The 14,493-nt window shown below is 47.5% G+C and carries 13 protein-coding genes; 7 read left to right on the top strand and 6 right to left on the bottom strand.

Translation table 11 applies throughout. From position 1 onward, the window contains the following. Positions 1-82 precede the first annotated feature (82 nt). From glmS to ABXS75_14130, 4 genes are all read left to right on the top strand, one after another. The gene (glmS, locus tag ABXS75_14145) at positions 83-1,909 is read left to right on the top strand and encodes a glutamine--fructose-6-phosphate transaminase (isomerizing) (protein ID XCP84198.1); all 1,827 of its coding nucleotides are present in this window, start codon (positions 83-85) and stop codon (positions 1,907-1,909) included. Positions 1,910-2,067: 158 nt separating this feature from the next. Then, the gene (locus tag ABXS75_14140; protein XCP84197.1) at positions 2,068-3,339 is read left to right on the top strand and encodes a trypsin-like peptidase domain-containing protein; all 1,272 of its coding nucleotides are present in this window, start codon (positions 2,068-2,070) and stop codon (positions 3,337-3,339) included. Between the two features lie 220 nt (positions 3,340-3,559). After that, on the top strand, positions 3,560-4,072 hold the full coding sequence (locus ABXS75_14135; GenBank protein ID XCP84196.1) for a DUF6512 family protein: 513 nt from the start codon (positions 3,560-3,562) through the stop codon (positions 4,070-4,072). A 107-nt stretch (positions 4,073-4,179) separates the two neighbouring features. After that, the gene (locus ABXS75_14130; protein ID XCP84195.1) at positions 4,180-4,518 is read left to right on the top strand and encodes a sporulation initiation factor Spo0A C-terminal domain-containing protein; all 339 of its coding nucleotides are present in this window, start codon (positions 4,180-4,182) and stop codon (positions 4,516-4,518) included. A gap of 135 nt (positions 4,519-4,653) precedes the next feature. Here the strand turns inward: ABXS75_14130 and ABXS75_14125 are convergent, their stop codons facing one another. From ABXS75_14125 to ABXS75_14100, 6 genes are all read right to left on the bottom strand, one after another. Further along, complete coding sequence (locus ABXS75_14125; GenBank protein XCP84194.1) at positions 4,654-5,148, bottom strand: superoxide dismutase family protein; 495 nt, start codon at positions 5,146-5,148, stop codon at positions 4,654-4,656. A gap of 3 nt (positions 5,149-5,151) precedes the next feature. Beyond that, positions 5,152-5,769, bottom strand: a complete 618-nt coding sequence (locus ABXS75_14120; protein XCP84193.1) for a manganese catalase family protein — start codon at positions 5,767-5,769, stop codon at positions 5,152-5,154. A gap of 3 nt (positions 5,770-5,772) precedes the next feature. Next, complete coding sequence (locus tag ABXS75_14115; GenBank protein XCP84192.1) at positions 5,773-6,057, bottom strand: spore coat protein CotJB; 285 nt, start codon at positions 6,055-6,057, stop codon at positions 5,773-5,775. Then, a complete protein-coding gene (locus tag ABXS75_14110; GenBank protein XCP84191.1) occupies positions 6,054-6,353 on the bottom strand; it encodes a spore coat associated protein CotJA in 300 nt (99 codons plus the stop codon). Before ABXS75_14110 ends, ABXS75_14115 begins: the two co-directional genes overlap by 4 nt. A gap of 126 nt (positions 6,354-6,479) precedes the next feature. Beyond that, positions 6,480-7,790, bottom strand: coding sequence for a 3-phosphoshikimate 1-carboxyvinyltransferase (gene aroA, locus ABXS75_14105; protein XCP84190.1), 1,311 nt, complete (start codon positions 7,788-7,790; stop codon positions 6,480-6,482). Between the two features lie 37 nt (positions 7,791-7,827). Next, positions 7,828-8,979, bottom strand: a complete 1,152-nt coding sequence (locus ABXS75_14100) for a prephenate dehydrogenase (protein XCP87160.1) — start codon at positions 8,977-8,979, stop codon at positions 7,828-7,830. Between the two features lie 321 nt (positions 8,980-9,300). Between ABXS75_14100 and ABXS75_14095 the strand changes: the two genes are divergently transcribed. From ABXS75_14095 to ABXS75_14085, 3 genes are all read left to right on the top strand, one after another. Further along, positions 9,301-11,379: an elongation factor G gene (locus ABXS75_14095; protein ID XCP84189.1), complete on the top strand. Its 2,079-nt coding sequence runs from the start codon at positions 9,301-9,303 to the stop codon at positions 11,377-11,379. Positions 11,380-11,644: 265 nt separating this feature from the next. Continuing rightward, positions 11,645-13,000, top strand: coding sequence for a Trk system potassium transporter TrkA (gene trkA, locus ABXS75_14090; GenBank protein ID XCP84188.1), 1,356 nt, complete (start codon positions 11,645-11,647; stop codon positions 12,998-13,000). A gap of 17 nt (positions 13,001-13,017) precedes the next feature. Then, positions 13,018-14,463, top strand: coding sequence for a TrkH family potassium uptake protein (locus tag ABXS75_14085; protein XCP84187.1), 1,446 nt, complete (start codon positions 13,018-13,020; stop codon positions 14,461-14,463). Positions 14,464-14,493: the final 30 nt, after the last annotated feature.

Raw genomic sequence — 14,493 nt, 5'->3', positions numbered from 1 at the left:
TTTACTTATTGTTACAAATTTGTTAAAATAGTGAAGTGTTGTTAAAAAATGTATACATTTATGTAAAATGGAGGGGCATACTATGTGCGGAATTGTAGGATATATTGGAGAACAGCAGGCGGCACCTATTTTGCTTGATGGACTGGAGAAGTTAGAGTACCGTGGGTATGATTCGGCAGGAATTGCTGTCTATAACGGGACGAATATAGAAGTGGTAAAGGCGAAGGGAAGATTGAAGGTATTAAGTGAGCTGACACATGATGGCTCTACGATGCCGGGAGTTCTGGGAATTGGTCATACGAGATGGGCAACGCATGGGGAGCCCTCAGATACCAATGCGCATCCACATTTTAACAAAGAGGAAAGTATTGTAGTTGTACATAATGGTATTATTGAAAATTATCTGAAACTGAAAAAGAAATTGCAGACGAAGGGCTATGAGTTTATATCTGAGACGGATACGGAGGTAATCGCGCATCTTCTGGATTATTATTATACCGGTAATCCTTTGCAGGCAGTGACGAAGATCATGCATCGTATGGAGGGGTCTTATGCGCTGGGAATTATTTTTAAGGATCACCCGAGTGAACTGTACGCGGTGCGCAAGGACAGTCCGCTGATTGTGGGTTCTACTAAGGGCGGCAATATCATTGCTTCTGATGTTCCGGCGGTGCTGAAGTATACCAGAGATGTATATTTTATTGAAAACGAAGAAATTGTACGTATGACGAAGGATTCCATGGAGTTCTTTACGGTAGATGAGGAGCCGATCGAGAAGACGTCCACGCGGATTGAGTGGGATGTGAATGCAGCCGAAAAGGGCGGATATGAGCATTTCATGCTGAAAGAGATGTATGAGCAGCCGAAAGCGATCACAGATACATTTTCCCCGAGAATCAAAGACGGCAGGATTGTGATCGAAGAACTGGGAATGTCAGACGAAGAGATAAGAGAAGTGAAGAAGATCGTGATCGTCGCCTGTGGATCTGCTTATCATACCGGGGTGACCAGCAAATATATTTATGAAGGGCTGGCGCGGATTCCGGTCGAGGTGGATCTGGCATCGGAATTCAGGTATCGTGATCCGATCATTGAGGAAGGCACTTTGGTCATTGTGATCAGCCAGTCCGGTGAGACAGCGGATTCTCTGGCGGCGTTGCGCGAGGCGAAGAAGCGCGGTGCGAGAGTGCTGGGAATCGTAAATGTAGTGGGAAGCTCCATTGCCCGTGAGGCGGATAACGTAATGTATACATGGGCAGGTCCGGAGATCGCAGTCGCGACGACCAAGGCATATTCTGCCCAGCTTATTGCACACTATTTGCTGGCAATGAAGTTTGCTCACGTGCGCGGAAAGATGAATGATGAGGAATTGGCGTCTATGCTGGAGGATTTACGGCGTCTTCCGGAGCAGGTAGAGCTGCTTTTGAATAATAAACAGAAGATTCAGCGGTTTGCAAACCGATATCTGGCTGCGAAGGATGTGTTCTTTATCGGCCGCGGGATCGACTATGCGATTTCTCTGGAGGGTTCTTTGAAGCTTAAGGAGATCTCTTACATTCACTCGGAGGCATATGCCGCGGGAGAGTTGAAGCATGGTACGATTTCTTTGATCGAGGACGGGACGCTGGTTTCGGCCGTTCTGACTCAGGAGGATCTGTACAAGAAGATGATCAGCAATATGGTGGAGGTCAAGACCCGTGGAGCGTTCGTGATGGCTGTGACGAATGTGGGAAATACGGAGGTTGAGAAGGCAGCGGATTATGTGATCTACATTCCACATACCAATAAGTATTTCACAAATTCTCTGGCTATTATACCGCTGCAGTTGTTTGGCTATTATGTATCCATTGGCAAGGGCTGCGATGTGGATAAACCGAGAAATCTGGCAAAATCCGTTACGGTAGAATAGGGAATCAGAGGCAGGCTGGGACCTGCCTTTTCCTTTGAGAAGAAGGATATGTCAAAGTATGTTCTTTTTCAATATTTTTTAACTAATTAAACACACTTTTATCACAATTATAAGATAAACTTCTATTCAGAAATGAAAAACAGGAAGGAGTTTTGATTATGGATAATCAGTATAGTTATTATAGGCCGGACGATGACGGTAATAATGCAAATAAATATCAGGAACCGCAAAGGCAGCCCAAGGCGCCAAAGCATACGAATGGTTTTGTGAAAAAGGCGCTTGTAATCGCAGGCCTTGCCATAATTTTCGGAGGAGTTGCGGGGGTGACTTTCCAGGGAACCAGCTATGTAGCAGGAAAGCTTCTTGGAATCAGCACAAAAGAAGAAAAAGTGAGTAAGACCAAGGAAGTTGCCCACACGAATGTCAGCACGACAAAGACTTCCGTGACATCAGATGTTTCTGATATTGTCAGTGAGACCATACCATCTATTGTGTCCATTACAAATATGAGTGTACAGCAGGTGCAGAGCTTTTTCGGAGGAATCAGTGAGCAGGAAAGTAAGAGTGCCGGATCTGGAATCATCATCAGCAAGACGGATAAGGAGTTGCTGGTCGTGACGAATAACCATGTGGTGGAAGGCAGTGAGACTCTGACGATCACGTTCAGCGATGGAAAGAGCGTGGAAGCTGTGATCAAAGGGACGGATTCTTCAAGAGACCTTGCAGTCGTAGCGGTGCCGCTGGAAAATATTGACGATGATACACTAGGGGCAATTAAGGTGGCAACACTTGGCGATTCTGATGAGTTAAAGGTAGGCGAGCCGGCGATCGCGATTGGAAATGCGCTTGGTTATGGCCAGTCAGTTACGACCGGAATTATCAGCGCAACGCAGCGTTCCATGGAAGGCTTTGAAGGAGTCTATATACAGACAGATGCAGCAATCAATCCGGGAAATAGTGGAGGAGCATTACTTAATATTAACGGTGAAGTGGTTGGAATCAATTCAGCCAAGATCAATAATTCAGCGGTAGAAGGTATGGGATTCGCAATTCCGATCACCGATGCACATGACATTATCCAGAACCTGATGAATAAGGAGACACGTTCCAAGGTTGCCGAGAGCGAAAGAGGAGTGATCGGAATCAAAGGATATGATGTGAAAGCGGAGTATGCACAGCTTTACAATATGCCGACGGGAGTCTATATCGACAGTGTGATTGAAGGCGGCGGAGCAGATAAGGCAGGTCTTTCTAAAGGAACTGTAATCTCAGCATTTGAGGGAACGGCTATTTATAGCATGAATGATCTGAAACAGCAGTTGGAGTACTATAAGGCCGGAGAAGAAGTAACACTTACCATAAATGTGCCGGAAAGAAACGGTGAATACAGTAAGGAAGAGGTTACAGTGACATTGGGAAAGAATTCATAAGGAAATAGAACAGTAAAAACAGGGAGCGCAAGTTCCCTGTTTTTTACTGCCAGGCATACCTGAGTGATGGTCCGGTGAATCTTCATCTCGGCTGCTAAGCTATTGGAATAAAAGGGCCGAAGGAAAATAGATAGGAGCTTCCGTATAAAATAAAGGAATTGGTGCATAATTTTTAGCAAAGCGATTTCATTTCAAATACCAAGGAAAGGAAAGAATCGATGTGAATAAAAAATTGATGTACTATGCGATCGGAGGTGCCATCTTTACGGCGGCAGCCGGGACTTGCCTGCATTTTGCATATGAAAGGAGCGGCAGCAACCCTTTGGTGGGAATGTTCGCGCCGGTAAATGAATCTACCTGGGAACATATGAAAATGCTGTTTTTTCCGATGTTTCTTTATGTCCTGTTAGGCTGGCCTTTTTTTTCCCGGTCTGTTCCGGCCTTTTTTCGTTCGCATTTGGCGGGAACGATCACGGGTACCATGTTTGTGGCGATTATTTTTTACACGTACACAGGCATTATTGGAAAACATTATCTGGCGTTGGACATTGCTACATTTATCATCAGCGTAGTGATCGCATTTTGTATAAGTTATCGATTGGCTGTACAGAATTCTAGAATATTGCCTGTGGCCCTGCTGGTGACGTTGAATGTGGGGCTTATGGTCGGTTTTTTTATTTTTACTTATGCGCCGCCGGGAATCGCACTTTTTCAGATCTATGCTGAAAAATAAATTTCGTCGAAAAAAGTATAAATTCGTCGAAAATATTCCATTTTTTATAAAATCATGTAAAGTATAATGTAGGTTTTCTTTCAATGTAAGGCGAGAAGGAAGGAACTATGGAAGAGGCGTACAAACTGGTAAGAAAAATTGGAATAAGATCTCATTATGTAGGGTTTGAGTATTTGGTGCACTGCATTTATTTCGTGATGACGGACAGAAGTTATTTGCGGAATGTGACAGGCAAGCTGTATGTAGAGGTGGGAAAAATCTATGGAGTGAGTGGAGGTTCGGTGGAGGCAGCGATGAGAAGAATGATTTGGGATTACTGGAATCAGCATGGAGACTCGATTCTGCTGAAGATAGCTGGGCAGCGTTTGTATAACAGGCCTACCGCAATGGAGCTGATTGCGATTCTGGCAGATTATTTGAGAGAACATACTGGAAAAAGTAAGTAGAGAAGGAAAGCCTCCGGAGATTGTGCGGAGGCTTTCCTGGGCTGCCAGGTATACCTAAGTGAAGGTACGGTGAACCTTGTTTTGGCTGCCATGCATACCTGAAATAAGGTTCAGTTGGAAGTGCAGGCCAAAAGATCAGTCTGTTTCTGTAATGGGGCCACAGGCAATTTTGTTTCCGCTGTTGCCGGACGGCTGGCTCGTGAAATCATCGGGCATGTCATGGATCACTACGGTTCTTCCGATGATCTCTTCCGGATAGAATCGGTCGGTATAGAAGGCAGATAATGCATATCCGTCATTTTCCATTAAGGGAGGGAAATCACCTGCGTGCTCCGGATGGTCGCAGCCGTAAGGGTTGAAATGCTGTCCGGTGTCTGCGAAGGGATCATTTTCCGTTCCGGTACAAACGGCCCCTTCATGAATGTGAAATCCAAAGAACCGTTCACCGCAGGGCTTTTGGCCTGTAGGAAGGCCGGAAATGCTTGCAATGACCAGTGTGCCGCGCCAAAGGGGATAAAACATGACTTCTCCCAGAAGCCGGGGATAGTCTTTGCTTCCGCGAATCTGAGCCACCGCTTCCGCATCATGACCGATGAGAATGGTTATTGTTTCATTTAATACTCTATTCATAGTCTAGTTACACCCGCAGGAATTGTTTTTGTCGAATTCAGGGTTGATTGCATAGAAGTTTTTACTGTCCAGATGGTCCTGGACAATTCTTAAACTTTCACCGAAGCGCTGATAATGGACGATTTCTCTCTGGCGCAGGAAACGGATGGGGTCGCAGACCTCGGGATCTTTTACCAGGCGGAGAATGTTGTCGTAGGTCGAGCGTGCTTTCTGTTCTGCTGCCATGTCTTCATGCAGATCGGTAATCGGATCGCCTTTGGACTGGAAGTAGGTCGCGGTCCACGGGGCACCGCTTGCAGCCTGCGGCCAGAGGGCGAGAGTATGGTCTACATAGTATTTGTCGAAGCCGGAGGCTTTTAATTCTTCCGGGGTGAGATTGCGTGTGAGCTGATGAACGATGGCGCAGATCATTTCCATGTGCGCAAGTTCTTCCGTCCCGATATCAGTCAAAATCCCGGTCACTTCCCGGTACGGCATTGTATATCTTTGCGCCAGATACCGCATGGAAGCGGACAGTTCGCCGTCCGGGCCGCCGAACTGCGTGATGATGACCTGGGCAATCTTAGGGTTCGTTTGGGTAATGTTTACCGGATATTGCAGACGTTTTTCATAATTCCACATATTCTAGCACCATCCTTCCTGCCACGGCCATGGCTCGTTGATCCAGTTCCACCTGTCAGTGCAGGAAGCGACCGCAGTATCGACGGTCAGCGGACCATAATATTTCGCGTATTCACGAAGCGCCTGATTTCTTATCTTACTGTGCTCATAGAAATAATCCAGGGCATCGGTGTCACAGGGGTGGGTGTCGAGATACAGTTTGACGTCATCGACTGCAAAGCTGGCCTGGCCTATCAGGCAGAGCAGGTCTTTGCGGTTCGGTTTGGTTTCAAGATTCATATCGCTCATGAGTTACAGCCTCCCATTCCACAAAATGGTTTATCCAGTTCCTCGAAAATAGTTCCCCGGCAGAAGGCCTGCTCCTTATCATAAATACGTTTCCAGTTCTGCCACGGTACATACGCCATTGCCAGCGGCATCTGGCTCAGCTCGTCATCATGTTCGCAGCAGGGAGAGGGTTCATTGTATGTCGTATAAGGCGTGGGTGTCTGCATCGTCCCGCAGTTTCCTGGTCTGCGGCCACGGTTCTGATTGTAGGCGTTTCGTCTCATATAATCGTTCGTATTACCACGATAGTTTGGCATGAGTAATAGCCCCTTCCTTTAGTGTTTACAATATTATAGTATGGCAGTCGGAAAAAATGGTGCATTGACAGATGGCGAGGCAGGGCAAAAGAGTTCAGCCTTTACACCCTGCCGGATAGGTTTCATTTAACGAAGTGCATGTAAAGTCTCAAAAAATGCGGGATAGGAAACGTCGACACACTGACTGTCCAGAATGGTCGTAGGTCCTTCTGCGGCGAGTCCCGCGATGGCAAATGCCATGGCAATTCGGTGGTCCAGATAACTATTGATTGTTCCGCCGTGTACTGGTCTTCCACCGTGAATGATCATTCCGTCCTCAGTAGGAGTTACATCTACTCCCATAGCAGTAAGCCCCTCGGTGGTCGTTCGAATACGGTCCGTCTCTTTGACCTTTAGTTCTGCGGCATCTCTGATCACGGTGGTCCCTTCTGCGAAAGCTGCCATTACGGCAATCATCGGAATCTCGTCGATCAGTGTCGGAATCAGGGCGCCTTCTACAATAGTTCCGTGAAGAGAACTGCTCCTGACCAGAAGGTCGGCGGTGGGCTCTCCGCCGTCGTTACGTTCATTTAGGTAAGTGATATCTGCGCCCATTGCCCTACAAACGGCGAGAAGTCCGGCACGGGTCGGGTTGATTCCCACATTTTTCACCAGCAGCTCTGAGCCGGGAACGAGAAGCCCGGCCGCGATAAAGTAAGCAGCAGAGGAAATATCTCCGGGAACCGGGATCTTTTGGGCAAATAGCTCCGCGCACGGGCAAATGGAAGCGGTCGCAGTGCCATTTTCATGAATCTCGGTGGAGACGGACGCCCCGAAACCGCCCAGCATCAGCTCCGTGTGATTCCGTGAAAGGGTAGGCTCCGTGATCCTGGTGACACCGTCAGCATATAATCCTGCCAGCAGCACGGCGGATTTTACCTGAGCAGACGCCACCCTGGAATGGTAATGGGTACCATGCATGGCCGGCTGCGCACCGGAGGGCAGATGGTGGTTGATCAAAAGCGGCGCACACCCGTTTCCGGTCTGGCTTGCGATGTCCGCACCCATTAAGGTGAGGGGGTCGATGATTCGCTTCATGGGTCTTAAATTCAGGGAGGCATCACCGGAGAGAGTGCTGGAAAATGGCTGACCGGAGAGAATTCCTGAGATCAGCCGGGTGGTGGTTCCGCTGTTTCCTACGTCTAGAATTCGGGAAGGGGCATTAAGGCCATGCAACCCTTTTCCGTGAACCAGTATCCGCTCGGGAGTATTTTCAATCTCAATTCCCATCTCGCGAAAACAGCCAATGGTGGAAAGGCAGTCAGCGCCCTGAAGAAAATGGGTGATCTCAGTTGTGCCTTTGGCAAGCGCCCCAAACATGATGGAGCGGTGTGAAATGGATTTGTCGCCGGGGATCACTACTTCCCCTTTAAGTCCCCTGGAAGGTGTAATTTCCATATTATATGTCCTCTTTTCTTTGTTCGGTTAAATTCTGTTACCGCTCATATACGATATAGCGATGTTTTGTAAGAAGAGCTACGGATCTTTCGCAGGAATCCGCATCATAGAATTCGATGCGCAGTACCCCTTCTTCAAATTCACGGTTATGTATGATTCCGACGTTCTTGATGCTGATGGCATTGGAGGCCAGAATCGTAGCGATCGTAGCGATAGCGCCGGATTCGTCCGGAATATCGCAGTAGATGCAGAAGGATTTTTTGATTGCTCCGGCAGAACCGTTCGGCATGGAATTGCGATAATTTCTGGAGTGATCGAACATGTCGTAAATATCCTGCTCCCGCCTGTCATCGACCAGTTCCTTTGTCCGGGTCAGTGCCTGGATATAGTCGCCCAGAATCTGGGAAATATTCTCCCTGTTCTGGGCGCAGATATGCTGCCACATGGTGGGAGAGGAGGAGGCGATTCGCGTAATATCTTTAAATCCTCCGGCCGCCAGGTTCTTCATCAATTCGTCGGAAGTATCGGTATCCCGCACGAAATTGACCAGGGAGGCGGCGATGATGTGAGGCAAATGGCTGATCGTACCCGTTACTTTGTCGTGTACCCGAAAGTCCAGTACGAGAGGAAGGGACCGCAGGGATTCCACAAATGCGGCGTAAGCATCCACCTTCTCCTTTGGTACCTGAGAGGAGGGGGTCAGGATAAAGTAAGCATTTTCGATGATCAGCGGTTTGGAATTGGCGAAGCCGCTTTTTTCCGAACCGGCCATAGGGTGCCCGCCGATAAAATATTTTTCCAGCCCCAGACGGATTATTTCCTCATGAATCGGGGTCTTGACGCTGCCCACGTCGGTCAGGATCAGCTTATCGTGAAGATAAGGCGTCATCTGTTTCAGGTAAGCGGTATTAAATGCTACCGGCGCGCATAAAAAAATGTAGTCGCAATGCTTGAAATTGTCGTCGAGCGCTGTGCAGGCAACATTGATAATGGATTCCTGAGTGGCAAGTGCCAGAGTTTCTTTATGATTGTCAAAAGCGACGATCTCATAATCGGGATAATATCGGCGGATTGCCTTTGCGATAGAGCCGCCAATAAGTCCAAGTCCGATAAAACCGATTTTTTTCTGTTCCATAGTTGTTCTTCCTTTCCGGATAAAGTGTACCCATAGGGCATCCCGTATGGCCATTCGGCCGTTTTGCAAGGTATACCCATAGGGCATTCCGTATGGCCATTCGGCCGTTTTACAAGGTATACCCATAGGGCACCCCGTATGGCCATTCGGCCGTTTTACAAGGTATAAAATAGGTATAAACTGTAAAATAAAGCCCTTAAGGCTCAAATGCACATAGACTTATTCTAATAGATAAAATGAAATCTGTCAATGATATGACACTTTAAAGTGAAAAAGTAAAATAACTTCTTGTTAAAAATTCATAAAATAGTTGTAACGAAGATAAAAATTTAGTACAATGTATCCATGAGAAACTTATAGCAAGGAGGCAGCAGCATGAAGGTTTACAGAACGGATGAAATTAGAAACGTCGTTCTCCTGGGACACGGAGGATGTGGAAAGACAAGCCTGGCGGAGGCTATGGCCTATGTATCAGGAGTGACCAGTCGTCTGGGCAGCGTTGATGGCGGCAACACGATCAGTGATTTCGATAAAGAGGAGCAGAAGAGAAAGTTCTCGATCAGCACGAGCCTGATTCCGATCGAATGGGAGAAAGCGAAGATTAATGTGCTGGATACCCCGGGATATTTTGATTTCGTGGGAGAAGTAGAAGAGGCAGTCAGCGTTGCGGATGCAGCGGTGATCGTTGTTTCCGGTAAAGCGGGTGTTCAGGTAGGAACAGAGAAAGCATGGGAACTCTGTGACAAATACCACCTGCCGCGTATGGTTTACGTGACAGAGATGGATGTGGATGACGCCAGCTTCCGTCAGGTGGTAGAAGACCTGACCGCAAGATACGGCAAAGTCATCGCACCGCATTTTATGCCGGTTCGTGAGAACGAGAAACTGGTAGGCTATGTGAATGTTATTAAGAATGCAGCGAGAAGATATACAGGAATCGGACAGAGAGAAGAATGCGAGATTCCGGAATATTCCATGGCCAATCTTCAGATTTACCGCGAGAAGCTTCTTGAGGCAGTAGCTGAGACCAGCGAAGCATTTATGGAAAGATATTTTGAGGGAGACGAGTTCTCAGTAGAAGAGATTCGTTCCGCAATGAGAACCGAAGTAATGGAAGGCTCCATTGTACCGGTAGCTATGGGATCCAATATTCAGGCGCAGGGCGTTGCCAATCTGCTTTCTGATATCGTTCGTTTCTTCCCGAGTCCGGAGTACAGAGAGTGCGCGGGAATTAACCGGAAGACGAATGAGATTTTTGAGGCTAATTATGATTTCGCAAAGGCCAAGAGCGCTTATGTATTTAAGACGATGGTCGATCCGTTTATCGGAAAATATTCCTTCGTAAAGGTCTGCTCCGGTGTTCTGAAGGGCGATGACGTGCTCTATAATCCGGATGCGGATTCCGAAGCAAAATTGGGCAAGATCTACACACTCATGGGCAATAAGACATTGGAGGTTTCCGAACTGTTTGCCGGAGATATCGGTGCGATCGCGAAGCTGAATAATACCAAGACAGGAGATACCTTATCTACCAAGTCTGCACCGATTTCTTACGGAAAGACAGAGTACTCCAAACCGTATACATATATGAAGTATGTGGTAAATAATAAAGGAGATGAGGACAAGGTTTCCCAGGCTCTTGGCAGAATGATGGCTGAGGATGTTACCTTAAAGGCAGTCAATGACAGTGAGAACCGCCAGTCTCTGATTTACGGTATGGGCGATCAGCATCTGGAGATCGTTGCAAGCAAACTGGCTGAGCGTTATAAAGTAGGCATCACGTTAGAAACACCGAAGGTAGCGTTCCGTGAGACCATCCGCAAGAACTCCGATGTGGATACCAAATATAAGAAGCAGTCCGGTGGTCATGGACAGTACGGTCACGTTAAGATGCGTTTTGAGCCGTCAGGCGATCTGGAGACGCCGTATGTATTTGCGGAAGAAGTAGTGGGCGGTGCAGTACCGAAGAACTACTTCCCGGCAGTGGAAAAGGGACTTCAGGACTCTGTGGTAAAAGGCCCTCTTGCCGGCTATCCGGTAGTTGGCGTGAAAGCGACTCTGTATGATGGATCATACCATCCGGTAGATTCCTCTGAGATGGCGTTCAAGACCGCTACGAGCCAGGCATTTAAGAAAGGATTCATGGAAGCAGGTCCGGTTCTTCTTGAGCCGATCGCATCTGTGAAGGTCAAAGTTCCGGATGATTATACCGGAGATGTTATGGGCGACCTGAACAAACGCCGCGGCCGTGTGCTGGGCATGAACCCGGTGGCAGGCGGGTACCAGATCATCGAGGCAGATGTTCCGATGACAGGAATGTTCGGATATTGTACGACACTTCGTTCTATGACGGGCGGTCGTGGAACATATTCTTATGAATTTGCACGTTATGAGCAGGCTCCGAATGATATTCAGGAGAAAGAGATTGCAAAACGTGCAGCAGAAGAGGCGTAGAAATATCAGATTTGAAAATATAAGAATGCCAGGGTTTTTAATTTTAATGATCCGTAGGCTGTATGTGACGTAAGGTAATACCTTCCTTGTGGGTAAAAAACGCACAGGGAAGGTATTTTCTGCTATTGTACTTTTGATGGAAAAGTGGTATTCTACGGTAGAGATGGTCTGTAGTATGCAGCTATCGGGGGCCGGTATAAGACAAATGTCTTTTTACGCTGCCCCAATTACATTACATTGAGAGAAAAGGCAGAGGGAACTTGCAATGAAGGTTGTAATTATTGGTGACGGAAAAGTCGGACATAAGCTGACTGTGAAGTTGTCCGAGGAGAATTATGATGTGGTTTTGATTGACCAGAATGAAGGAAAATTAAAACAGGCGCTGGATAAGCTGGATATTCTATGTATTACCGGTGATGGCGCCGACGCGGAGATTCAAAAACAGGCGGGGGTTCCGGAAGCGGACCTGGTAATTGCCTGTGCGTCCACGGATGAGCTTAATATGCTGAGCTGTCTTCTGGCAAAAAGACTGGGTGCCAAACACACCATTACCAGGGTAAGGAATCCTATTTATTATCAGCAGATTGATTTGATCCGGGAGGATCTGCGGCTTAGTATGGCGGTCAATCCGGAACTTTCGGTGGCATTTGAGATTTCGCGTGCAATTTTGCTTCCGGATACGGCAAAGGTCGAGACATTCATGAAAGGGAAGGTGGAACTGGTCGAGTTCATCGTCAGGGAGCGGAGCCATTTGGAAAAGATGTCGCTGGCAGAGATATACCAGAGATTCCAGATCAAACTTCTGGTATGTGCAGTAAGACGTGGGAACGAGGTCCTTATCCCCGACGGTGATTTTGTTGTACATGAAGGGGACAGGCTGCACATCGTGGCATCTCACAAGTCCATTGAGGAGTTCTATCATATTATTGGGAAGAAGAGAAATGTGAAGAACGTGATGATCTGCGGCGGAGGGCGCGTTGGATACTATCTGGCAAAGCTGCTCCTGAACCTGGGAATGCAGGTGAAGATCATCGAGATCAATCATCAAAAATGCGAAGAGCTTTGCGAGCAGCTTCCCAAGGCTACCATCATCTGCGGAGATGCGGCGGATCAGGAGCTTCTGATCGAAGAGGGGATTGAGATGGCGGACGCCATGATCAATCTGACCGGAGTCGATGAGGAGAATATTATTCTGGCACTTTTTGGAAGGACGAAAGGCGTTGAGAAGATCGTTGCGAAGGTAAACGAAGACAGCCGTGCGCAGCTTGTGGAGGAGCTGGGGATTGACGGTATCGTTTCAGCGAAAACAGCGGCGGCGGACGCGATTATGAGTTATGTCCGTGCACGAAATAATTCCTACAGTAGTGCCAATGTGGAGTCCATGTATCAGTTGGTCGGCGGACGTGTGGAGGCGCTTGAATTTATTGTAAAGCAAAAGACCAAATATACAGATATTCCGTTTAAGGACCTGGCGATCAAGTCCAATAATCTGATCGCCTGCATCGGCCGGGGAAGAAAAATCATTATTCCCGGCGGTGAGGATTCCATGCAGGTGGGCGACAGCGTTGTTCTGGTGACCACGCAGAAAAAAGTACAGGATATCTCAGATATTCTGTTGTAGCGGGGGAGTGCCAAGCGATGAATACGAAAATGACAGTCTATATTATTAGTAAGATGCTGGGAGTAGAGGCGGTTTTGTTGCTCATTCCCATGGCAGTAGGTATGCTTTATGGAGAGCATTCGGCTATTTATTTTCTGGCAGTTTCAGGGATACTGTTGGTCATCTGGGCGCTTTGGGGAAGAAAAGCGCCTGAGAATACGACGATTTATGCCAAAGAGGGCCTGATCATTGTGGCGACAGCTTGGATCTTCTGGTCGTTGTTCGGTGCAATACCCTTCTTTTTATCCGGGACGATTCCGAATTACATCGATGCCTTTTTTGAGACGGTTTCAGGATTTACAACGACAGGGTCCACGATCCTGGCGGAGATTGAAGGGCTGCCAAAGGGTATGCTTTTCTGGAGGGCGCTGACGCATTGGGTCGGCGGTATGGGAGTGCTGGTATTTGTTATGGTGCTGACCTCGTTAGATGAGAAGAACTCCATGCACCTGATGCGTGCGGAGGTACCGGGGCCCGAGGCGGATAAGCTGGTGCCAAAGGCAAGGAATACAGCTCAGCTTCTGTATGGAATGTATTTTGTGTTGACAGCAGTGGAAGTGGTGTTCCTGCTTTTTGGGGGGCTTAATCTGTACGACAGCGTCACACACGCCTTCAGTACGGCGGGGACAGGAGGATTTTCCTGCTATAACGCCAGTGTGGCGCACTTTGACAGCGCCTATGTAGATGGTGTGATCACAGTATTTATGATCCTGTTCGGAGTGAATTTTAACCTGTATTTCTTCCTGATCCTGCGAGAATTTAAGAGTGTATGGAAAAATGAAGAATTACGCATGTATCTGGGAATTATTGCAGCCGCAGTGGGCATTATAGTAATAAATATTATGCCGATGTACCATTCCGTGGCGAAAGCGTTTCGTTACGCCTCTTTCCAGGTGGCTTCCGTCATCACGACCACGGGATTTATTACGGCAGATTTCAATCTGTGGCCGGAGCTGTCGAAGAGCGTAATCCTGATGATCATGGTGATTGGTGCATGCGCCGGATCAACGGGAGGCGGTATCAAGGTGTCAAGGCTTTTGATCCTTCTAAAGAGTATTAAGAGGGAGTTGAAGTTGATGCTGCACCCGAAGGCGGTCACGATCGTGAATGTGAACGGAAAGAGGGTAAAAGATGAGACGATGCGCGGGGTCTATGTATATTTTATTGCGTATGTGCTTATTATTATTGCATCGGTACTCATGGTCTCTCTGAATAATTTTGATTTTGAGACGACGTTTACCTCTGTGCTCACCACGATCAATAACGTAGGGCCGGGGCTTGCACTTGTGGGACCGGTGGAGAATTTTGCCAAGTTCTCAGGATTTTCCAAGTTAGTACTCTGTGCTGATATGTTAATCGGAAGATTGGAGATTTTCCCATTCCTGATGCTGTTTTCACCGACTTTGTGGAACAAAAAGTTTTAAAAGATCAGATCTTAAGGTACCCGGGGAACT

Source organism: Roseburia hominis (assembly GCA_040702975.1).
Classification (GTDB): Bacteria; Bacillota; Clostridia; order Lachnospirales; family Lachnospiraceae; genus Allocoprococcus; species Allocoprococcus hominis_A.
Note: the sequence above shows the minus strand (reverse complement) of the source record. Positions and strands in the feature narration are given on the sequence as shown.

What these genes read in the sequence shown, in the direction of transcription:
- ABXS75_14110 (XCP84191.1), bottom strand. Translation starts at nt 6,353, where the DNA reads ATGCCAAACTATCGTGGTAATACGAACGATTATATGAGACGAAACGCC.
- ABXS75_14125 (XCP84194.1), bottom strand. Translation starts at nt 5,148, where the DNA reads ATGAATAGAGTATTAAATGAAACAATAACCATTCTCATCGGTCATGAT.
- aroA (XCP84190.1), bottom strand. Translation starts at nt 7,790, where the DNA reads ATGGAAATTACACCTTCCAGGGGACTTAAAGGGGAAGTAGTGATCCCC.
- glmS (XCP84198.1), top strand. Translation starts at nt 83, where the DNA reads ATGTGCGGAATTGTAGGATATATTGGAGAACAGCAGGCGGCACCTATT.
- ABXS75_14130 (XCP84195.1), top strand. Translation starts at nt 4,180, where the DNA reads ATGGAAGAGGCGTACAAACTGGTAAGAAAAATTGGAATAAGATCTCAT.
- trkA (XCP84188.1), top strand. Translation starts at nt 11,645, where the DNA reads ATGAAGGTTGTAATTATTGGTGACGGAAAAGTCGGACATAAGCTGACT.
- ABXS75_14120 (XCP84193.1), bottom strand. Translation starts at nt 5,769, where the DNA reads ATGTGGAATTATGAAAAACGTCTGCAATATCCGGTAAACATTACCCAA.
- ABXS75_14115 (XCP84192.1), bottom strand. Translation starts at nt 6,057, where the DNA reads ATGAGCGATATGAATCTTGAAACCAAACCGAACCGCAAAGACCTGCTC.
- ABXS75_14100 (XCP87160.1), bottom strand. Translation starts at nt 8,979, where the DNA reads ATGGCCATACGGGATGCCCTATGGGTACACTTTATCCGGAAAGGAAGA.
- ABXS75_14140 (XCP84197.1), top strand. Translation starts at nt 2,068, where the DNA reads ATGGATAATCAGTATAGTTATTATAGGCCGGACGATGACGGTAATAAT.
- ABXS75_14095 (XCP84189.1), top strand. Translation starts at nt 9,301, where the DNA reads ATGAAGGTTTACAGAACGGATGAAATTAGAAACGTCGTTCTCCTGGGA.
- ABXS75_14085 (XCP84187.1), top strand. Translation starts at nt 13,018, where the DNA reads ATGAATACGAAAATGACAGTCTATATTATTAGTAAGATGCTGGGAGTA.